We start from the raw sequence: 16847 nt of genomic DNA, 5'->3' as shown, positions 1-16847 counted from the left end.
GTACGGCCGGCCATCATGGCAGGTTGGTGCGGCGCGTCAATTTCGCCTGCAACCAGGTTCAGCGCGTGGCACGCAGGCCTGCGAACAGCGCGAGTCCCGCGAGAAGCACGAACCACACGAGGCTCCAGGCCGGCATCGACAGGCCGAGGAAGGTCCAGTCGACGGTGCCGCAGTCGCCGCTGCCGGTGAGCACCTTCTGGATCAGCGTGGGCGTGTCCATGGTCTCGCGCATGAACGAGAACGGCGCGCCACAGGCTGCGAAGCCCGGTGGATTGAGCTGCAGCCAGACGTGTCGGCCGGCGATTCCGATGCCCACCGCGGCCGCCGCGAACCCCAGCAGCCCGTACGCAGTGCGCCCACCGCGACGCCGGGGCGCATGCAGGCCAGCGACCAGCAGCACCAGTCCGAGCGCGGCGAACGCGATGCGCTGGAAGATGCACAGCGGACACGGTTCGAGCCCCCACTGCAGCTGCGAATAGATCGCGAAGCCGATCAGCGCGAAACAGGCGATGGCGCCTGTGAGCATGAGCGAACGGAACGAGCCGCGGATAGGATTCATGGACAGGCCGGACACTTGGGAAGCCGCGATTATCCTGCCCGGCGGGCCAAACAAAAACCCCGGCCAAGGCCGGGGCTTCGTTCCACCGATGGAGCCGACACGCCTGCGGCGTGACGGCCCGCGGGATGCTCACTCGGCGTCGACCGACGCCTGCGGCCGATCGACCAGCTCGACGTACGCCATCGGCGCGTTGTCGCCGGCGCGGAAGCCGCACTTGAGGATGCGCAGGTAGCCACCGGGGCGCGCGGCGTAGCGCGGGCCGACGGTGGTGAACAGCGTGCCGACGGCTTCCTTGTCACGCAGGCGCGCGAAGGCGAGACGACGGTTGGCGACGCTGTCGACCTTGCCCAGGGTGATCAGCGGCTCTGCGACACGGCGCAGTTCCTTGGCCTTCGGCAGGGTGGTCTTGATGAGTTCGCTCTTGATCAGCGACGCAGCCATGTTGCGGAACATCGCTTCGCGATGGGCGCTGGTGCGGTTGAACTTGCGACCGGCTTTCTGGTGGCGCATGGGATGGATCCTTCAGTCTGGAATGGTGGGTCTGTGTGATGCCTTGTCGCCATCTTGGCGTTATCGCTTGGACTGCGGATGGTCCGGAACCGGTCGTCCTTCACCGGCAACGCCGCGGGCTTCTGCCCGTCGGCGCGATCCTGCATACATCGTTCGAACGGATGGGCGCCGCGGCTCGCGCCACTCCGCACCCTGGCCCGACGCGACACGCCGGGCCTTTTTGATCTGCAGCCGATGCTGACGGCATCGGCTGCACGCGGGCTTATTACCCCAGCATGCCGTGCGCGGCAACACCGGTCGGCGGCCAGCTCTCGAGCTTCATGCCGAGGGCCAGACCGCGCTGCGCCAGGACTTCCTTGATCTCGGTCAGCGACTTCTTGCCGAGGTTCGGGGTCTTGAGCAGCTCGACTTCGGTCTTCTGGATCAGATCGCCGATGTAGTAGATGCTCTCGGCCTTGAGGCAGTTCGCCGAACGCACCGTCAGCTCGAGATCGTCGATCGGACGCAGCAGGATCGGGTCGACGCCCGGCGTCTGCGGCTTCGCGGCGCCGCGGTCGCGGTGCGTGAAGTCGCCGAACACCGACAGCTGGTCGGTGAGGATGTCGGCGGCAGTCCGCACGGCTTCCTCGGCATCGATCGTGCCGTTGGTCTCGATGTCCAGGACCAGCTTGTCGAGATCGGTGCGCTGCTCGACGCGGGCGGCTTCGACCTCATAGGCCACGCGACGGACCGGCGAGAACGAGGCATCGAGCATCAGACGGCCGATCGCACGGGTCTCCTCGTCCGGCCGACGACGCGCTGCGGCCGGCTGGTAACCGAAGCCACGCTCGATCTTGAGACGCATGTTGATCGACGCGTCCTTGGTCAGATGACAGATGATGTGATCGCCGTTGAGGATCTCGACGTTGTGGTCGGTCTTGATGTCGGCGGCCGTCACGACGCCCGGGCCCGACTTCGACAGCGACAGCGTCGATGCCTCGCCGGTGCCCATGCGGATCGCGACGTCCTTGAGGTTGAGCAGGACTTCGAGCACGTCTTCCTGCAGACCTTCGATGGTGCTGTACTCGTGCAGCACGCCGTCGATCTCGACTTCGGTGATCGCGAAGCCCGGAATCGACGACAGCAGCACGCGGCGCAGGGCATTGCCCAGCGTGTGCCCGTATCCCCGCTCCAGCGGCTCGATCACGACCTTCGCGCGATTGCCGGCGAGGCGTTCGATCTGCGGGCCGCGCGGGCGCAGGACCTGATTGGCGGTAGCCGTCATGTATGTGTATCTCCTGGGGACCGCCGCGCCGGGGGGCGCGGCGAGGCCTGAATGAATTACTTCGAGTACAGCTCGACGATCAGCGCTTCATTGATGTCCGCCGGCAGGTCGCCGCGATCCGGCACCGCCTTGAACACACCGCTGAACGCCTTCGAGTCGACCTCGACCCAAGACGGCGACAGGTCCATCGTCGAAGACACGTTCAAGGCTTCCTGCACGCGAAGCTGCTTCTGGGCCTTCTCCGACAGCGCGATCGCGTCGCCCGCCTTGACCTGGTAGGACGGCAGGTTCACCGACTGGCCGTTCACCGTGACGCCACGGTGCGACACCAGCTGGCGCGCGGCCGGGCGGGTCACCGCGAAGCCCATGCGGTACACGACGTTGTCGAGGCGCGTCTCGAGGAGCTGCAGCAGGTTCTCACCCGTGTTGCCCTTCTTGGTGGACGCCTTCTTGTAGTAGTTGCGGAACTGACGCTCCAGCAGGCCGTAGATGCGCTTGACCTTCTGCTTCTCGCGCAGCTGGGTGGCGTAGTCCGAGAGCTTGCTGCGACGCGCGCCGGTGCCGGCACCGTGCTGGCCGGGCTTCTGCTCGAGCTTGCACTTCGAGTCGAGCGCGCGGGTCGGGCTCTTGAGGGACAGGTCGGCGCCTTCGCGGCGCGCGAGCTTACAGGTAGGACCGATATAACGAGCCATTTCTTTATCGCTCCTTTAGACGCGACGCTTCTTCGGCGGACGGCACCCGTTGTGCGGGATTGGCGTCACGTCGATGATGTTGATGATCTTGTAGCCCACGTTGTTCAACGAACGCACGGCCGACTCGCGTCCCGGGCCGGGGCCCTTGATGCGCACTTCGAGCGACTTCACACCGTAGTCGAGGGCGGCCTTGCCGGCCTTCTCGGCGGCCACCTGGGCGGCAAACGGGGTCGACTTGCGCGAGCCACGGAAGCCCGCGCCTCCCGAGGTCGCCCACGAGAGCGCGTTGCCCTGGCGGTCGGTGATCGTGATGATCGTGTTGTTGAAAGAAGCGTGGACGTGCGCGATACCGTCGGTGACGACGCGCTTGATCTTCTTCTTGGTCTTGGTTGCGGACGGCTTGGCCATGTGTCTGGATCCTTACTTCTTGATGGCCTTGCGCGGACCCTTGCGGGTACGGGCATTGGTCCGGGTGCGCTGGCCGCGCAGCGGGAGACCACGGCGATGGCGCAGGCCGCGATAGCACGACAGGTCCATCAGGCGCTTGATCGCCATACCGACCTCGCGACGGAGGTCGCCCTCGACCACGTACTTGCCGACTTCGGCGCGCAGGCGCTCGACCTCGGGCTCCGACAGATCGCGGATCTTGGTGGTGGTCTCGACGCCTGCAGCGATGCAGACCTTCTTCGACCGGGTACGGCCGATGCCGTAGATGCTCTGAAGCCCGACCCAGACATGCTTCTGGGCAGGCAGGTTCACGCCTGCAATACGCGCCATGCGCGGATTCTCCAACTGGTTTGATGCCAGGGGTTCAATCCCGGCAAAAGGGAACAAGAAATGATAGCAGAGCCTCGGGTTTTCAGGAAGTCCGCGGCGCGCGAGCGCCCTGGACCCGGCATGGGGAGTGTGCCCATGCTCCGGCGACGGTATCGGGGCGGCAGTCGGGGACGAGCCCCTGCCCTGCCCCGCGCGCTACTCTGGCGCGCGGATAACCCGGTACCACCCGCGCCCGAGACCGCCGCGCGAGTCGCCCATCTGGAGTCCGGCGCGTAGGTCCGGACTCGTGCCGCCCGGCCGGGCGGCGGATGCGGAAGCCGGCACTGCCGGTCCCGCGGTGACCTGGGCCGCCGGCGAGCCGGCGGCCATCGGGGCTCAGCGCCCCAGCCCGCGCCGCGAACCCTTGAGGTTCGCCTTCTTCAGCAGGCTTTCGTACTGGTGCGACATCAGGTGGGACTGGATCTGCGCGATGAAGTCCATGACGACGACCACGACGATCAGCAGCGACGTGCCACCGAAGTAGAACGAGGTACCGAACTCGGCGCGCATGAATTCCGGCAACAGGCAGACCAGCACCAGGTAGGCCGCGCCGACCGCCGTCAAACGCGTCAGCACGCCATCGATGTAATCCGCGGTCGCCTTGCCCGGCCGGATACCCGGGATCAGCGCACCCGACTTCTTCAGGTTGTCCGCCGTTTCCTGGCTGTTGAACACCAGCGCGGTATAGAAGAACGCGAAGCCGGCGATCAGGCCACCGAACAGCAGCACGTACAGCGGCTCGCCCGGGGACATCGCCTGGGCCAGGCGCTGCAGCCACGTCGCCGACCCCGCTTCGCCGAACCACGTGGACACCGTGGCCGGAAACATGATGATCGAGGACGCGAAGATGGCCGGAATCACACCCGCCATGTTGAGCTTCAACGGCAGGAACGAACTCTGGTTCATGTAGGCGTTGCGGCCACCCTGGCGCCGTGCGTAGTTCACCGTGATCCGGCGTTGGCCACGCTCGACGAACACCACGAAGAACACCGCCGCCAGCACCACGATCAGCAGCAGGATCGCCGCGATCGGGCTCATGTCGCCATTGCGCAGCGAGTCGAACGTGCCCAGTACGGCACCCGGAAGACCCGCCACGATGCCGGCGAAGATGATCAGCGAGACGCCGTTGCCGATGCCGCGCTCGGTCACCTGCTCGCCGAGCCAGACCAGGAACATCGTACCGGCCGTCAGCGCGACGATCGCGGTGAACACGAAGCCCACGCCGGGCGAATAGACCACCGGGATGCCGTTGTTGGCGCCCGAGCTCTGCAGCGCCACCGCGATGCCTGCCGACTGGAAGATCGCCAGCGGAATCGCGCCGATGCGCGACCACTGGGTGATCCGGCGCCGGCCCGATTCGCCTTCCTTCTGGATGGCCTTCAGGCTCGGAACCACCTGCACCAGCAGCTGCATCACGATCGAGGCGGAGATGTACGGGATCACGTTCAACGCGAACAGGCTGAACCGGGACAGCGCACCACCGGAGAACATGTTGAACATGTCCACGATGGTGCCTTCCTGCTGCTCCATCAGCTGCAGCATGGCCTCGGGGTTCACGCCAGGCACCGGGATGAAACACCCGATGCGGTAGACGATCAGCGCGCCGACCACGAACAGCAGACGCTGGCGCAGCTCGGTGAACTTACCGAGCCCGGCGCCGACCCCACCCATTGCGCTGCCGCTTCGCGACATCCGTCTTACTCCTCGACCTTGCCGCCGGCAGCTTCGATCGCCTCACGGGCACCGGCCGTCGCCAGCACGCCCTTGAGCACGAGCTTCTTGCTGATCTCGCCCTTCTTGACGATCTTCGCCCGCTTGGCGGTGCTGGGCACCAGCTTGGCGGCACGCAGCGCGGCGAAGTCGATGTCGCCATCGAGCTTGTCGAGCTGGTAGAGCATCACTTCGGCGGTGTCGAGCTTGAGCTTGGAGCGGAAACCGACCTTCGGCAGACGCTTGCGCAGCGGCATCTGGCCGCCTTCGAAGCCGGCCTTGATCTTGCCCTTGCCGGCGCGCGCGAACGAACCCTTGTGGCCGCGGCCGGCCGTCTTGCCGAGTCCCGAACCGATACCGCGACCGACGCGCGTGCGCTCGGTGCGGGCGCCCTGTGCAGGCTTGAGTGTATTGAGCTTCATCTGGATTACTCCTCGACCCGGACCAGGTAATGGACCTTGTTGATCAGGCCACGGACCTGGGGGCTGTCCTTCAGTTCGCGCACGTCGTTGAGCTTGTTCAGGCCCAGGGCCTTCACCGACAGGCGGTGCTTGGCCTGCGACCCGCGCAGACCCTTGACCAGGCGCACCTTGACGGTGCCGCTGGCGGCTTCGTTCTTAGCCATGGATCAGATCCTCCACCTTCTTGCCGCGCTTGGCCGCGATCTGCGCCGGCGAATGCATCTCGCTCAGGCCGCGGATCGTGGCGCGCACGAGGTTGATCGGATTGCGCGAACCCACTGCCTTGGCCAGCACGTCCTTGACGCCGACGGCTTCGAGGACGGCGCGCATCGCGCCACCAGCGATCACGCCGGTACCTTCGGACGCCGGCTGCATGAACACGCTCGCCGCACCGTGGCGCGACTTGACCGTGTGCCACAGCGTGCTGCCGTTGAGATCGACGGCCTTCTGGTTCTTGCGGGCCTGCTCCATCGACTTCTGGATGGCGACCGGCACTTCGCGTGCCTTGCCGTAGCCGAAACCGACCTTGCCGTTGCCGTCGCCGACGACCGTCAGCGCGGTGAACGTGAACTGGCGACCGCCCTTGACGGTCTTGCTGACCCGGTTGACCGTGATCAGCTTCTCGATCATGCCGTCATCGAGTTCCTCGCGGTCGCGATTGCGGTCGCGCCCGCGGTTTTCCCTTTCGTTTGCCATCGTGGATGCCTGTAGGAGATGAGAGATGTACGGCTCGTGCCGCTTGGAGTTGGGATGTGGATCGGTGGAACGCGGGCGCGGCACACAAGGCCGCGGGCGTCCGGCACGTCCCGTGCCGGCGGGTCAGGCGACGCGGGGCACGGGCCCACGCATCGACGACGTCTGGATCAGAACTGCAGGCCACCCTCGCGGGCGGCGTCGGCGAGCGCCTTGATACGGCCGTGATAGCGGTAGCCCGAACGGTCGAACGCGACCTTCTCGATGCCCGCAGCCTTGGCCTTCTCGGCGATCGCGCGGCCGACGGCCGTGGCCGCGTCGGCGTTCTTGCCGTTCTTCAGGCCGGTCTTGACGTCGGCCTGGGTGGTGTTGGCCGCAGCCAGCACCTTGGAGCCGTCCGCGTTGAACAGCTGCGCGTAGATGTGCTGGCCGGTGCGCAGCACCGACAGGCGCGGCACGCCGAGCACTCGGATGTGCGAGCGGGTCGACTTGGCGCGGCGCAGGCGGGCGGTGTTCTTGATGCTCATTGTCAATGACCTCGTGAAAGCTGAAGGAGAGTACCGGTATCTCCGCGGCGGATCGCACGGCCCTGGCGGACCGGCGACCTGCGGAACGACCCGCGTACGCTTAGGCCTTCTTGGCTTCCTTGCGAATGATGGTTTCGTCGGAGTACTTCACGCCCTTGCCCTTGTACGGCTCCGGCGGACGGAAGCCGCGGATCTTCGCCGCGACCTGGCCCACCAGCTGCTTGTCGGCGCCGGCGACCACGACCTCGGTCTGGGTCGGGGTGGTGATCGTGATGCCCTCCGGCGCCTGGAACACGACCGGATGCGAGAACCCCAGCGAGAGGTTCAGGTCCTTGCCCTGCAAGGCGGCACGGTAGCCGACGCCCACGAGCTCGAGCTTGCGCTCGAAGCCCTGCGACACGCCGTGGATCATGTTGGCGACGATCGCGCGCAGCGTGCCGGTGAGGGCGATCTGCGACGGGTCGTTGGCCGACAGTACGGCGGTGTCGCCGTCGACGGTGACTTCGATGGCCGACGGCTTGGCGAGCGTCAGGGTCCCCTTCGGGCCCTTCACGCTGACCAGCTCGGGCTGGATGTTGAGTTCGACGCCCTTCGGGAGAGCGATCGGCTTCTTGGCGACTCGGGACATTGTGCGCTTACTCCCTTAGGCCACGAAGCACAGGACTTCACCGCCGACGCCCTGCTGGCGCGCCTGCGCGTCGGTCATGATGCCCTTCGACGTGGAGATGATGGCGATGCCCAGGCCATTGAGGACCTTCGGCAGCGCGTCCTTGCCGCGGTACTGGCGCAGGCCCGAGCGCGAGAAGCGCTGCAGGCGCTCGATCACCGGACGGCCTTCGTAGTACTTCAGCACGAGCTCGAGTTCGGCCTTGGCGCCATTCTCGGTCACGCGCAGGTCGCCGATGTAACCTTCGTCCTTGAGGACGTTGGCGATCGCGACCTTGATCTTGGACGACGGCATTTTCACCGTCTGCTTGCCCACAGCGGCCGCATTGCGAATGCGGACCAGCATGTCGGCGATGGGATCAGTCATGCTCATAAATGCTTACCTTCTGAGTGCACCGATATCCGCTTTCGCGAATTTCTAGTTGTGTCCCGCCCGTGCGGACGGAGGTACAGCGCGAGGGGCGGTATTGTACAGGTCCGGCGCCGGAGCGCCAGACCCGCATCCGCCCGCCGGTCTTACCAGCTGGCCTTGCGCAGGCCCGGCACGTCGCCGCGCATGGTCGCTTCGCGCAGCTTGTTGCGGCCGAGGCCGAACTTGCTGTACACACCGCGCGGGCGGCCGGTCATCGCGCACCGGTTCACCTGGCGGGCCGGCGACGAATCGCGCGGAAGCTTCTGCAGCTTGACCACGGCCTCGGCCTTCTCTTCGTAGCTGGACGCATCGCTGCTGATGATCTTCTTCAGCGTCGCGCGCTTCTCGGCGTGCTGCTTGGCCAGCTTCGCGCGCTTGGCCTCGCGGTTGATCATGGACGTCTTTGCCATGTGTAAATCCTCGTAGGTCGTGAATCGTGATTCGTGATCGGGAGAGCGGTCCGCGCCGGCTCGTGGCCGCGCGCGGATCACCAATCACGCATCACAAATCGACACTGGTCAGTTGCGGAACGGGAAGCGGAACGCTTCCAGCAACGCCTTGGCTTCTTCGTTGGTGCGCGCGGTCGTGGTGATGGCGATATCCATGCCGCGGATCGCGTCGACCTGGTCGAAGTCGATTTCCGGGAAGATGATCTGTTCCTTCACGCCCATGTTGAAGTTGCCGCGACCGTCGAACGAACGGGCCGAGACGCCGCGGAAGTCGCGGACGCGCGGCAGCGAGACGTTGATCAGGCGATCGAAGAACTCGTACATGCCGTTGCGACGCAGGGTGACCTTGCAGCCGATCGGCCAGCCGTCGCGGATCTTGAACGAGGCCACCGACACGCGCGACTTGGTCACCAGCGGCTTCTGGCCGCTGATCCTGGCCATGTCCGCCGTGGCGTTCTCGAGCACCTTCTTGTTCGCGGCCGCCTCGCCCACGCCCATGTTGAGCGTGATCTTGGTCAGGCGCGGGACCTGCATGACGTTGTCGTAACCGAACTGCTTCATCAGCTTCGGCACCACTTCATCACGGTAGAACTGTTCCAGACGGGTAGTCATTTCTGCATTCCTCAGGCGTCGAGCGCCTCACCGCTCGAGCGGAACACGCGCAGCGTGCGTCCATCCTCGAGCTTCTTGGTTCCGATGCGCTCGCCCTTGCCGGTGGCAGGGTTGAACGGCATCACGTTCGAAGCGTGGATCGGCGCTTCGCGCTCGATCACGCCGCCTGCCTGACCCGCCTGCGGGTTGGGCTTGGTGTGGCGCTTGACGAGGTTGATGTTCGCCACGACGACCTTGTCGCCGATGACGCGCACCACGTCGCCGCGCTTGCCCTTGTCCTTGCCGGCGATCACGACGACGTGATCACCCTTCTTGATTCGATTGGCCATGTTGTGTCCTCCGCTCAGAGCACTTCGGGCGCGAGCGAGACGATCTTCATGAACTTCTCGGAACGCAGTTCACGGGTCACGGGCCCGAAGATGCGGGTGCCGATCGGCTCCTGCTTGTTGTTGAGCAACACGGCGGCATTGCCGTCGAAGCGGATCAGCGAACCGTCGGGACGGCGGACACCCTTGCGGGTGCGCACCACGACGGCGTCATAGACCTCGCCCTTCTTGACCTTGCCACGCGGAATCGCTTCCTTGATCGACACCTTGATGATGTCGCCGATCGCGGCGTAACGGCGCTTGGAGCCACCGAGCACCTTGATGCACATCACTTCCTTGGCACCGCTGTTGTCCGCCACATCGAGGTGGCTCTGCATCTGGATCATGGTATGCCCTCCTCGTTATTCGGCGGCGCGCGCGACGATTTCCGCCACGCGCCAGTTCTTGGTCTTGGACATCGGCGCGATCTCGACCACCTTCACCAGATCACCTTCCTGGCAGGCGTTGTCGGCATCGTGCGCGTGGAGCTTGGTCGAACGCTTGATGTACTTGCCGTACAACGCGTGCTTGACCTGACGCTCGACCAGCACCGTGACGGTCTTGTCCATCTTGTTGCTGACCACCCGGCCCTGCACCGTGCGCTGCTTCTTCTCAGTATTCATGGCGGGTCCTTACTTCTTCTGACCGATCAGGGTGTTCACGCGCGCGATCTCGCGGCGCACCCGACGGGCTTCATGCGTCTTGGTCAGCTGGCCGGTGGCCTTCTGCATGCGGAGCGAGAAACGCTCCTTGTGCAGCTCGAGGAGGTGCGATTGCAAATCCTCGGCCGACTTCTCGCGGAGTTCCTTGGTCGTAGCCATCAGCGCACCGTCCGGGTCACGAATTGGGTGGTGACCGACAGCTTCGCGGCCGCCAGGCGGAACGCTTCGCGTGCCACCGACTCCTCGACGCCCTCGATCTCGAAGATCATGCGGCCGGGCTGGATCTGCGCGACCCAGTACTCCACGCCGCCCTTGCCCGAGCCCATTCGGACTTCGATCGGCTTCTTGGTGATCGGCTTGTCCGGGAACACGCGGATCCACATCTTGCCGCCGCGCTTGACGTGACGGCTGATGGTGCGGCGACCGGCTTCGATCTGGCGCGCGGTCAGCTGACCGGTCGCGGTGGCCTTCAGGCCGAACTCGCCGAAGCTGACGGCATTGCCGCTCCACGCCAGGCCTTCATTCCGGCCCTTGTGCATCTTGCGGTATTTGGTTCGCTTGGGTTGCAACATGATTAGTCCCTCGCCTCGCGCTCACGACGCGGACCACGACGGTCGCGGTCACCGCGATCACCACGGTCGCTGCGCGGCGTGTCGTCCTGCTTCTCCTGGCCCACCTGGCTGAAATCGAAGATTTCACCCTTGTAGATCCAGGTCTTGATGCCGATGATCCCGTAGGTCGTCTTGGCCTCGGCGAAGCCGTAGTCGACGTCGGCGCGCAGCGTGTGCAGCGGCACGCGACCTTCGCGGTACCACTCCGAACGCGCGATCTCGGCGCCGTTGAGGCGGCCGGCGACGTTGACCTTGATGCCCAGCGCGCCCAGGCGCATCGCATTGCCCACGGCGCGCTTCATCGCGCGACGGAACATGATGCGGCGCTCGAGCTGCTGCGCGATCGACTCGGCCACCAGCTGCGCGTCGAGCTCGGGCTTGCGGACCTCGGTCACGTTGATGTGCGCCGGAACGCCCATCATCGCGCTGACGTCCTTGCGCAGCTTCTCGATGTCCTCACCACGCTTGCCGATCACCACGCCCGGACGGGCGGTGTGGATCGTCACGCGCGCGGTCTTGGCCGGACGCTCGATCAGGATCTTGCTGATGCCGGCCTGGGCGAGACGCTTGCGCAGCATCACGCGCACCTTCAGGTCGGCGGCGAGGTACTCGGCGTATTCCTTCTTGCCGGCGTACCACTTGGAGTTCCAGTCCTTGGAGATACCAAGGCGGATGCCGGTGGGATGAACTTTGTGACCCATATTACTTGCCCTCTCCCACGACGACGGTGATGTGGCTGGTGCGCTTGAGGATGCGGGTACCGCGTCCCTTCGCACGCGCCATGAAACGCTTCAGCGTCGGACCTTCGTCGACCGTGATGCTGGCGATCTTGAGTTCGTCGACATCCGCGCCGGCATTGTTCTCGGCGTTGGCGATGGCGGACTCCACGACCTTCTTGATCATGTGAGCGGCCTTCTTGTCCGAGAACGACAGCAGGCCGACGGCGCGCTCCACCGGCAGACCGCGGACCTGGTCGGCGACCAGGCGAGCCTTCTGCGGGGAGATGCGCGCGGTCCGCAGAATCGCGGTGCGCTTGTTGACCTCGGTGCGAGCGCGCTTCTGCTCTTCGAGGCGGGCTTTCGTTGCCTTGTCCATTGTGCGCTCCTTACCTGCCCGACTTCTTGTCGCCGCCATGACCCTTGAAGGTCCGGGTCAGCGCGAATTCGCCGAGCTTGTGGCCCACCATGTTCTCGTTGACCAGCACCGGAACGTGGTTCTTGCCGTTGTGGATGGCGATGGTGAAACCGACCATCTCCGGCAGGACCATCGAACGACGCGACCAGGTCTTGATCGGCTTCTTGGTGTTGGTGCCCGCGGCTTCCACCTTCTTGACGAGGTGGTGGTCGACGAACGGACCCTTCTTGAGTGAACGTGCCATGGTCTATCAGCTCCTGCGATCGCGCACGATGAACTGCTGCGTCCGCTTGTTATGGCGGGTCTTGTAGCCCTTGGTCGGGACACCCCACGGGGTGACCGGGTGCGGGTTGCCCTGGCCGGCCTTGGCCTCACCACCGCCGTGCGGATGGTCGACCGGGTTCATGGCCGCGCCGCGCACGGTCGGCTTGACGCCGCGCCAGCGCTTGGCACCGGCTTTGCCCAGCTTCTCGAGGCTGTGCTCGTCGTTGCTGACCTCGCCGATGGTGGCGCGGCACTCGGACGGCACGCGACGCACTTCGCCCGAACGCAGACGGACGGTGGCGTAGACGCCTTCGCGCGAGACCAGCTGCACGCCGGCCCCGGCAGCACGCGCGATCTGCGCACCCTTGCCCGGCTTCATCTCGATGCAGTGGATGGTCGAGCCGACCGGGATGTTGCGCAGCGGAAGGGTGTTGCCGGTCTTGATCGGCGCGTCCGAACCGGAGATCACCTGGTCGCCGGGCTTGAGGCCCTTCGGCGCGATGATGTAGCGGCGCTCGCCGTCGACATAGCACAGCAGCGCGATGTGCGCGGTGCGGTTGGGATCGTATTCGATCCGCTCCACGCGCGCCGGAATGCCTTCCTTGTCGCGCTTGAAGTCGACGATGCGGTAGTGCTGCTTGTGGCCGCCACCGATATGGCGCGTGGTGATGCGGCCATGGTGGTTGCGACCACCGGTGTTGGTCTTCTTCTCGACCAGCGCAGCGTGCGGCGCGCCCTTATGCAGGTGCGGGTGCACGACGCGGACCGCGGAACGGCGGCCGGCAGACGTGGGCTTGAATTTCATCAATGGCATCGGGGCTTCCTCAGACCTTCGCGTTCATGACGTCGATCGACTGGCCGTCGGCCAGCTTGACGTACGCCTTGCGCCAGTCGCCACGGCTGCCCTGGCGCTGACGGAAGGACTTGCTCTTGCCCTTCACGTTCAACACGTTGACTGCCTCGACCGTCACGCCGAACAGCTTCTCGACCGCGGCCTTGATGTCGGCCTTGGTCGCGACCGTCGACACTTCGAACGCGTACTGGTTGGACACTTCCTGCAGGCGCGCGGTCTTTTCGGACACGCGCGGCGCACGGATCACTTCATAGAGCTTGGCGTCGTTCATGCCAGCCACTCCTCGATCTTCTTCACCGCATCGGTGGTGATCAGCACGGTATCGGCGCCGACCAGCGCGACCGGATCCAGGCCCTGCACGTCGCGGATCTCGACGTACGGCAGGTTGCGTGCCGACAGGTACAGGTGCTCGGACGCCTCTTCGGTCACGATCAGCGGGCGCTTGCCCAGATCGAATTCCTTGAGCTTGGCGACCATGCCGCTGGTCTTGGTCTCGGACAGGTCGAACGACTCGACGACCAGCAGACGGCCCTGGCGGTTGAGTTCGGACAGGATCGCCGACATCGCCGCGCGGTACATCTTGCGGTTGACCTTCTGCTCGAAGCTGCGCGGCTTGGCCGCGAACGTCACGCCGCCGCCGACGAAGATCGGCGCCGTCAGCGCGCCGTGACGCGCACCGCCGCCCTTCTGCTTCTTCGACTTCTTGGTCGTGCCGTTGACTTCCGCGCGGGTCTTCTGCGCCTTGGTACCGGCGCGACCGGCGTTGCGATAGGCAACGACGACCTGGTGGACCAGGTTTTCACTGAAATCGCGGCCGAAGACCTCGTCGGAGACCGAGAGCTTCGCGCTGCTGTTGTTGATTGCGAGTTCCATCGTGCTACTCCTTATGCCTTGCTCGACGGACGCACGATCACGTCACCGCCCGGCGCGCCCGGCACGGCGCCCTTGACGGCGATCAGGCCGCGCTCGGCGTCGACCTGGACGATCTGCAGGCGCTGGGTGGTCTGGTTCTCGGCACCCATGTGGCCGGACATCTTCTTGCCCGGGAACACGCGACCCGGCGTCTGGCGCTGGCCGAGCGAACCCGGCTGGCGGTGCGACAGCGAGTTGCCGTGGGTGGCGTCGCCCATCTTGAAGTTCCAGCGCTTGATCGTGCCCTGGAAGCCCTTGCCCTTGGTGACGCCCTGGACGTCGACGATCTGGCCCACTTCGAAGATGTCGGCCTTGATCTCGCCGCCGATGCTGAAGTCGGTGATCTTGTCGTCGGCGACGCGCAGCTCCCACAGACCGCGTCCGGCTTCGACCTTCGCCTTGGCGAGGTGACCGGTCTGCGGCTTGTTGAGCAGCGATGCGCGCTTGACGCCCGCGGTCACCTGCACGGCACTGTAGCCGTCGGTGTCCACGGTCTTGATCTGGGTGATGCGGTTCGGGGTGGCCTCGATCAACGTCACCGGCACGGACTTGCCGTCTTCGGTGAACACGCGGCTCATGCCGGCCTTGCGGCCGACGATGCCCAACGAATGGATCTTCGCGGTCATGGTGCGGTCCTTTAGGTCAGCTTGATCTGGACGTCGACGCCGGCTGCGAGCTCGAGCTTCATCAGCGCATCCACGGTCTTGTCGTTCGGGTCGACGATATCCAGCACACGCTTGTGCGTGCGGGTCTCGTACTGGTCACGCGCATCCTTGTCGACGTGCGGTGACGTCAGGATGGTGTAACGCTCGATCTTGGTCGGCAGCGGGATCGGGCCGCGCACCTGCGCACCGGTCCGCTTGGCCGTTTCGACGATCTCGCTGGCCGAACGGTCGATCAGGCGATGATCGAACGCCTTGAGGCGGATCCGGATTTTTTGGTCCGTCATGACGGAAATATCCTTCGTTAAAAGAGCGACGGGTCTGCGGCTGGGTGCGCAGAACCCCATTGATTCGTAGCTGTCCGAGGCATTCACCCGCGCCCCGGGGCCGTTCCCTGTAAAACAAAAGGCAGACCGGCTTCCCGGTCCGCCCAGACATCAGAAATTCAGACGCGGTGATCCGCTCCATCCCTTCATGCTCCGGACAGTTCCGGAACGGGTGGAGCACAGCCTCGCGACATTTCCGTGTCTGGCGAAGACGAGGGCATCCTGCACCTCATTTCGCAATTTCGCGGACATCGGTGATGGCCTGTCCGCGAGGGTCTTGCATCATAGCGGGTCGACGAAGGAGGCGCAAGCCCCTCACCCCGAGGACCGGACGGACCGCAACGCGGTCCGCTGTTCCGGCGTTTTCCCCGCCACGCGGGAGAATCCAACACTCCGCCCATCATTGGCCCGCTTCACCGGCCGACAGGCGCTGGACCCTCTTCCGGAGAACGGCTACCAGCGGGCGAGCGCGCCGGGCGCGCTCGCGCCGGGCCCTTACTTGATGATCTTGGCCACCACGCCGGCGCCGACGGTGCGGCCGCCTTCGCGGATCGCGAAGCGCAGGCCTTCGTCCATCGCCACCGGGTTGATCAGCGTGACCACCATCTTCACGTTGTCGCCCGGCATCACCATCTCGGTGCCTTCCGGCAGCTCGACCGCACCGGTGATGTCGGTGGTGCGGAAGTAGAACTGCGGACGGTAGCCCTTGAAGAACGGGGTGTGACGGCCGCCCTCGTCCTTCGACAGCACGTAGACTTCGGCTTCGAAATCGGTGTGCGGCTTGATCGAACCCGGCTTGCACAGCACCTGGCCGCGCTCGACGTCGTCACGCTTGGTGCCGCGCAGCAGCAGACCGGCGTTGTCGCCCGCCTGGCCCTGGTCGAGCAGCTTGCGGAACATCTCGACGCCCGTGACCGTGGTCTTCTGGGTCGCGCGGATACCGACGATCTCGATTTCCTCGCCCACCTTGATCACGCCGCGCTCGATGCGGCCGGTCACCACGGTGCCGCGGCCCGAGATCGAGAACACGTCCTCGACCGGCATCAGGAACGCCTTGTCGACGTCACGCTCCGGCTCCGGGATCCAGGTGTCGAGCGCGTCGACCAGCTTCAGGATCGCCGGCACGCCGATCTCGCTCTGGTCGCCTTCCAGCGCCAGGCGGGCCGAGCCGTGGATGATCGGGGTGTCGTCGCCCGGGAACTCGTACTTCGACAGCAGCTCGCGCACTTCCATCTCGACCAGCTCGAGCAGCTCGGCGTCGTCGACCATGTCGGCCTTGTTCAGGAACACGACGATGTACGGCACGCCGACCTGGCGCGAGAGCAGGATGTGCTCGCGGGTCTGCGGCATCGGGCCGTCCGCGGCCGAACACACCAGGATCGCGCCGTCCATCTGCGCCGCACCGGTGATCATGTTCTTGACGTAGTCGGCGTGGCCCGGGCAGTCGACGTGCGCGTAGTGGCGCTTCTCGGACTCGTATTCCACGTGCGCGGTCGAGATCGTGATGCCGCGCGCCTTCTCTTCCGGCGCCGCGTCGATCGCGTCATAGGCCTTGAATTCGCCGCCGAAACGCTCCGCACCGATCTTCGTCAGCGCCGCCGTCAGCGTCGTCTTGCCGTGGTCCACGTGACCAATCGTGCCCACGTTCACGTGGGGCTTGGTGCGCTCGAACTTACCCTTTGCCATG

29 protein-coding genes are annotated in these 16847 nt (G+C 65.4%); all 29 read right to left on the bottom strand.

The genetic code is table 11. The features are described 5' to 3' along the window. Positions 1-58: 58 nt before the first annotated feature. The 29 genes from H0E82_RS12635 to tuf all read right to left on the bottom strand — a co-directional run bounded on the left by H0E82_RS12635 (position 59) and on the right by tuf (position 16846). Entirely contained in the window at positions 59-559 is a 501-nt protein-coding gene (locus H0E82_RS12635; RefSeq protein WP_180545819.1) for a disulfide bond formation protein B, read from the bottom strand. A gap of 129 nt (positions 560-688) precedes the next feature. Continuing rightward, the gene (rplQ, locus tag H0E82_RS12630) at positions 689-1069 is read right to left on the bottom strand and encodes a 50S ribosomal protein L17 (RefSeq protein ID WP_096208139.1); all 381 of its coding nucleotides are present in this window, start codon (positions 1067-1069) and stop codon (positions 689-691) included. A gap of 265 nt (positions 1070-1334) precedes the next feature. Beyond that, a complete protein-coding gene (locus H0E82_RS12625; protein WP_180545818.1) occupies positions 1335-2333 on the bottom strand; it encodes a DNA-directed RNA polymerase subunit alpha in 999 nt (332 codons plus the stop codon). 56 nt (positions 2334-2389) lie between these two features. After that, the gene (rpsD, locus tag H0E82_RS12620) at positions 2390-3025 is read right to left on the bottom strand and encodes a 30S ribosomal protein S4 (RefSeq protein ID WP_180545817.1); all 636 of its coding nucleotides are present in this window, start codon (positions 3023-3025) and stop codon (positions 2390-2392) included. 15 nt (positions 3026-3040) lie between these two features. After that, entirely contained in the window at positions 3041-3433 is a 393-nt protein-coding gene (gene rpsK / locus H0E82_RS12615) for a 30S ribosomal protein S11 (protein ID WP_096208142.1), read from the bottom strand. A gap of 12 nt (positions 3434-3445) precedes the next feature. Continuing rightward, on the bottom strand, positions 3446-3802 hold the full coding sequence (rpsM, locus tag H0E82_RS12610) for a 30S ribosomal protein S13 (RefSeq protein ID WP_180545816.1): 357 nt from the start codon (positions 3800-3802) through the stop codon (positions 3446-3448). 375 nt (positions 3803-4177) lie between these two features. Further along, entirely contained in the window at positions 4178-5533 is a 1356-nt protein-coding gene (secY, locus tag H0E82_RS12605; protein WP_180545815.1) for a preprotein translocase subunit SecY, read from the bottom strand. A 5-nt stretch (positions 5534-5538) separates the two neighbouring features. Further along, the gene (rplO, locus tag H0E82_RS12600) at positions 5539-5973 is read right to left on the bottom strand and encodes a 50S ribosomal protein L15 (RefSeq protein ID WP_219338542.1); all 435 of its coding nucleotides are present in this window, start codon (positions 5971-5973) and stop codon (positions 5539-5541) included. A gap of 5 nt (positions 5974-5978) precedes the next feature. Further along, on the bottom strand, positions 5979-6176 hold the full coding sequence (gene rpmD, locus H0E82_RS12595) for a 50S ribosomal protein L30 (RefSeq protein WP_180545814.1): 198 nt from the start codon (positions 6174-6176) through the stop codon (positions 5979-5981). Next, positions 6169-6708, bottom strand: a complete 540-nt coding sequence (gene rpsE, locus H0E82_RS12590) for a 30S ribosomal protein S5 (RefSeq protein ID WP_180545813.1) — start codon at positions 6706-6708, stop codon at positions 6169-6171. The genes rpmD and rpsE overlap by 8 nt, the downstream gene beginning before the upstream one ends. 167 nt (positions 6709-6875) lie before the next feature. Further along, entirely contained in the window at positions 6876-7232 is a 357-nt protein-coding gene (gene rplR / locus H0E82_RS12585; RefSeq protein ID WP_180545812.1) for a 50S ribosomal protein L18, read from the bottom strand. 100 nt (positions 7233-7332) lie between these two features. Then, on the bottom strand, positions 7333-7860 hold the full coding sequence (rplF, locus tag H0E82_RS12580) for a 50S ribosomal protein L6 (protein WP_180545811.1): 528 nt from the start codon (positions 7858-7860) through the stop codon (positions 7333-7335). Between the two features lie 15 nt (positions 7861-7875). Further along, entirely contained in the window at positions 7876-8271 is a 396-nt protein-coding gene (gene rpsH / locus H0E82_RS12575) for a 30S ribosomal protein S8 (protein WP_180545810.1), read from the bottom strand. A gap of 143 nt (positions 8272-8414) precedes the next feature. Then, the gene (gene rpsN, locus H0E82_RS12570; protein ID WP_180545809.1) at positions 8415-8720 is read right to left on the bottom strand and encodes a 30S ribosomal protein S14; all 306 of its coding nucleotides are present in this window, start codon (positions 8718-8720) and stop codon (positions 8415-8417) included. 108 nt (positions 8721-8828) lie between these two features. Then, positions 8829-9371 carry a 50S ribosomal protein L5 gene (gene rplE, locus H0E82_RS12565; RefSeq protein ID WP_180545808.1) on the bottom strand — a complete coding sequence of 181 codons (543 nt, stop codon included), beginning with the start codon at positions 9369-9371 and terminating at the stop codon, positions 8829-8831. 11 nt (positions 9372-9382) lie between these two features. Beyond that, the gene (rplX, locus tag H0E82_RS12560; RefSeq protein WP_180545807.1) at positions 9383-9700 is read right to left on the bottom strand and encodes a 50S ribosomal protein L24; all 318 of its coding nucleotides are present in this window, start codon (positions 9698-9700) and stop codon (positions 9383-9385) included. Positions 9701-9714: 14 nt separating this feature from the next. Next, positions 9715-10083 (bottom strand): 50S ribosomal protein L14, encoded by a 369-nt coding sequence (gene rplN / locus H0E82_RS12555; RefSeq protein WP_150928980.1) that lies wholly within the window; start codon positions 10081-10083, stop codon positions 9715-9717. Positions 10084-10098: 15 nt separating this feature from the next. Beyond that, a complete protein-coding gene (gene rpsQ / locus H0E82_RS12550; RefSeq protein ID WP_180545806.1) occupies positions 10099-10359 on the bottom strand; it encodes a 30S ribosomal protein S17 in 261 nt (86 codons plus the stop codon). Between the two features lie 9 nt (positions 10360-10368). Continuing rightward, positions 10369-10557 (bottom strand): 50S ribosomal protein L29, encoded by a 189-nt coding sequence (rpmC, locus tag H0E82_RS12545; protein ID WP_096008891.1) that lies wholly within the window; start codon positions 10555-10557, stop codon positions 10369-10371. Beyond that, positions 10557-10970 (bottom strand): 50S ribosomal protein L16, encoded by a 414-nt coding sequence (rplP, locus tag H0E82_RS12540; protein WP_180545805.1) that lies wholly within the window; start codon positions 10968-10970, stop codon positions 10557-10559. The genes rpmC and rplP overlap by 1 nt, the downstream gene beginning before the upstream one ends. 2 nt (positions 10971-10972) lie before the next feature. After that, complete coding sequence (gene rpsC / locus H0E82_RS12535; protein ID WP_180545804.1) at positions 10973-11710, bottom strand: 30S ribosomal protein S3; 738 nt, start codon at positions 11708-11710, stop codon at positions 10973-10975. Between the two features lies 1 nt (position 11711). Then, positions 11712-12104 carry a 50S ribosomal protein L22 gene (rplV, locus tag H0E82_RS12530; protein ID WP_180545803.1) on the bottom strand — a complete coding sequence of 131 codons (393 nt, stop codon included), beginning with the start codon at positions 12102-12104 and terminating at the stop codon, positions 11712-11714. A gap of 10 nt (positions 12105-12114) precedes the next feature. Then, on the bottom strand, positions 12115-12387 hold the full coding sequence (gene rpsS, locus H0E82_RS12525) for a 30S ribosomal protein S19 (protein ID WP_180545802.1): 273 nt from the start codon (positions 12385-12387) through the stop codon (positions 12115-12117). A gap of 6 nt (positions 12388-12393) precedes the next feature. Next, on the bottom strand, positions 12394-13221 hold the full coding sequence (rplB, locus tag H0E82_RS12520; RefSeq protein WP_180545801.1) for a 50S ribosomal protein L2: 828 nt from the start codon (positions 13219-13221) through the stop codon (positions 12394-12396). Positions 13222-13231: 10 nt separating this feature from the next. Beyond that, on the bottom strand, positions 13232-13531 hold the full coding sequence (gene rplW / locus H0E82_RS12515; protein ID WP_180545800.1) for a 50S ribosomal protein L23: 300 nt from the start codon (positions 13529-13531) through the stop codon (positions 13232-13234). Beyond that, positions 13528-14133, bottom strand: a complete 606-nt coding sequence (rplD, locus tag H0E82_RS12510; protein ID WP_180545799.1) for a 50S ribosomal protein L4 — start codon at positions 14131-14133, stop codon at positions 13528-13530. The genes rplW and rplD overlap by 4 nt, the downstream gene beginning before the upstream one ends. A gap of 11 nt (positions 14134-14144) precedes the next feature. Next, positions 14145-14798 carry a 50S ribosomal protein L3 gene (rplC, locus tag H0E82_RS12505; RefSeq protein WP_180545798.1) on the bottom strand — a complete coding sequence of 218 codons (654 nt, stop codon included), beginning with the start codon at positions 14796-14798 and terminating at the stop codon, positions 14145-14147. Between the two features lie 11 nt (positions 14799-14809). After that, positions 14810-15121, bottom strand: coding sequence for a 30S ribosomal protein S10 (gene rpsJ / locus H0E82_RS12500; RefSeq protein WP_047137645.1), 312 nt, complete (start codon positions 15119-15121; stop codon positions 14810-14812). A 534-nt stretch (positions 15122-15655) separates the two neighbouring features. After that, positions 15656-16846, bottom strand: a complete 1191-nt coding sequence (tuf, locus tag H0E82_RS12495; protein WP_180543526.1) for an elongation factor Tu — start codon at positions 16844-16846, stop codon at positions 15656-15658. Position 16847: the final 1 nt, after the last annotated feature.

This window comes from Luteimonas deserti (assembly GCF_013425765.1).
In the GTDB taxonomy this organism is placed as follows: domain Bacteria; phylum Pseudomonadota; class Gammaproteobacteria; order Xanthomonadales; family Xanthomonadaceae; genus Luteimonas; species Luteimonas deserti.
The sequence above is the reverse complement of the archived record's forward strand: the minus strand, read 5'-3'. Positions and strand labels throughout refer to the sequence as shown.

What these genes read in the sequence shown, in the direction of transcription:
- H0E82_RS12625 (WP_180545818.1), bottom strand. Translation starts at nt 2,333, where the DNA reads ATGACGGCTACCGCCAATCAGGTCCTGCGCCCGCGCGGCCCGCAGATC.
- rplW (WP_180545800.1), bottom strand. Translation starts at nt 13,531, where the DNA reads ATGAACGACGCCAAGCTCTATGAAGTGATCCGTGCGCCGCGCGTGTCC.
- rpsQ (WP_180545806.1), bottom strand. Translation starts at nt 10,359, where the DNA reads ATGAATACTGAGAAGAAGCAGCGCACGGTGCAGGGCCGGGTGGTCAGC.
- rplR (WP_180545812.1), bottom strand. Translation starts at nt 7,232, where the DNA reads ATGAGCATCAAGAACACCGCCCGCCTGCGCCGCGCCAAGTCGACCCGC.
- rpsH (WP_180545810.1), bottom strand. Translation starts at nt 8,271, where the DNA reads ATGAGCATGACTGATCCCATCGCCGACATGCTGGTCCGCATTCGCAAT.
- rpsJ (WP_047137645.1), bottom strand. Translation starts at nt 15,121, where the DNA reads ATGACGGACCAAAAAATCCGGATCCGCCTCAAGGCGTTCGATCATCGC.
- rplV (WP_180545803.1), bottom strand. Translation starts at nt 12,104, where the DNA reads ATGGACAAGGCAACGAAAGCCCGCCTCGAAGAGCAGAAGCGCGCTCGC.
- secY (WP_180545815.1), bottom strand. Translation starts at nt 5,533, where the DNA reads ATGTCGCGAAGCGGCAGCGCAATGGGTGGGGTCGGCGCCGGGCTCGGT.
- rplP (WP_180545805.1), bottom strand. Translation starts at nt 10,970, where the DNA reads ATGTTGCAACCCAAGCGAACCAAATACCGCAAGATGCACAAGGGCCGG.
- rplF (WP_180545811.1), bottom strand. Translation starts at nt 7,860, where the DNA reads ATGTCCCGAGTCGCCAAGAAGCCGATCGCTCTCCCGAAGGGCGTCGAA.
- rplQ (WP_096208139.1), bottom strand. Translation starts at nt 1,069, where the DNA reads ATGCGCCACCAGAAAGCCGGTCGCAAGTTCAACCGCACCAGCGCCCAT.
- rpsD (WP_180545817.1), bottom strand. Translation starts at nt 3,025, where the DNA reads ATGGCTCGTTATATCGGTCCTACCTGTAAGCTCGCGCGCCGCGAAGGC.
- rplB (WP_180545801.1), bottom strand. Translation starts at nt 13,221, where the DNA reads ATGCCATTGATGAAATTCAAGCCCACGTCTGCCGGCCGCCGTTCCGCG.
- rpsE (WP_180545813.1), bottom strand. Translation starts at nt 6,708, where the DNA reads ATGGCAAACGAAAGGGAAAACCGCGGGCGCGACCGCAATCGCGACCGC.
- rpsC (WP_180545804.1), bottom strand. Translation starts at nt 11,710, where the DNA reads ATGGGTCACAAAGTTCATCCCACCGGCATCCGCCTTGGTATCTCCAAG.
- rpsM (WP_180545816.1), bottom strand. Translation starts at nt 3,802, where the DNA reads ATGGCGCGTATTGCAGGCGTGAACCTGCCTGCCCAGAAGCATGTCTGG.
- rpmC (WP_096008891.1), bottom strand. Translation starts at nt 10,557, where the DNA reads ATGGCTACGACCAAGGAACTCCGCGAGAAGTCGGCCGAGGATTTGCAA.
- rplE (WP_180545808.1), bottom strand. Translation starts at nt 9,371, where the DNA reads ATGACTACCCGTCTGGAACAGTTCTACCGTGATGAAGTGGTGCCGAAG.
- rpmD (WP_180545814.1), bottom strand. Translation starts at nt 6,176, where the DNA reads ATGGCTAAGAACGAAGCCGCCAGCGGCACCGTCAAGGTGCGCCTGGTC.
- rpsS (WP_180545802.1), bottom strand. Translation starts at nt 12,387, where the DNA reads ATGGCACGTTCACTCAAGAAGGGTCCGTTCGTCGACCACCACCTCGTC.
- tuf (WP_180543526.1), bottom strand. Translation starts at nt 16,846, where the DNA reads ATGGCAAAGGGTAAGTTCGAGCGCACCAAGCCCCACGTGAACGTGGGC.
- rplX (WP_180545807.1), bottom strand. Translation starts at nt 9,700, where the DNA reads ATGGCCAATCGAATCAAGAAGGGTGATCACGTCGTCGTGATCGCCGGC.
- H0E82_RS12635 (WP_180545819.1), bottom strand. Translation starts at nt 559, where the DNA reads ATGAATCCTATCCGCGGCTCGTTCCGTTCGCTCATGCTCACAGGCGCC.
- rplD (WP_180545799.1), bottom strand. Translation starts at nt 14,133, where the DNA reads ATGGAACTCGCAATCAACAACAGCAGCGCGAAGCTCTCGGTCTCCGAC.
- rplO (WP_219338542.1), bottom strand. Translation starts at nt 5,973, where the DNA reads ATGAAGCTCAATACACTCAAGCCTGCACAGGGCGCCCGCACCGAGCGC.
- rpsN (WP_180545809.1), bottom strand. Translation starts at nt 8,720, where the DNA reads ATGGCAAAGACGTCCATGATCAACCGCGAGGCCAAGCGCGCGAAGCTG.
- rplN (WP_150928980.1), bottom strand. Translation starts at nt 10,083, where the DNA reads ATGATCCAGATGCAGAGCCACCTCGATGTGGCGGACAACAGCGGTGCC.
- rplC (WP_180545798.1), bottom strand. Translation starts at nt 14,798, where the DNA reads ATGACCGCGAAGATCCATTCGTTGGGCATCGTCGGCCGCAAGGCCGGC.
- rpsK (WP_096208142.1), bottom strand. Translation starts at nt 3,433, where the DNA reads ATGGCCAAGCCGTCCGCAACCAAGACCAAGAAGAAGATCAAGCGCGTC.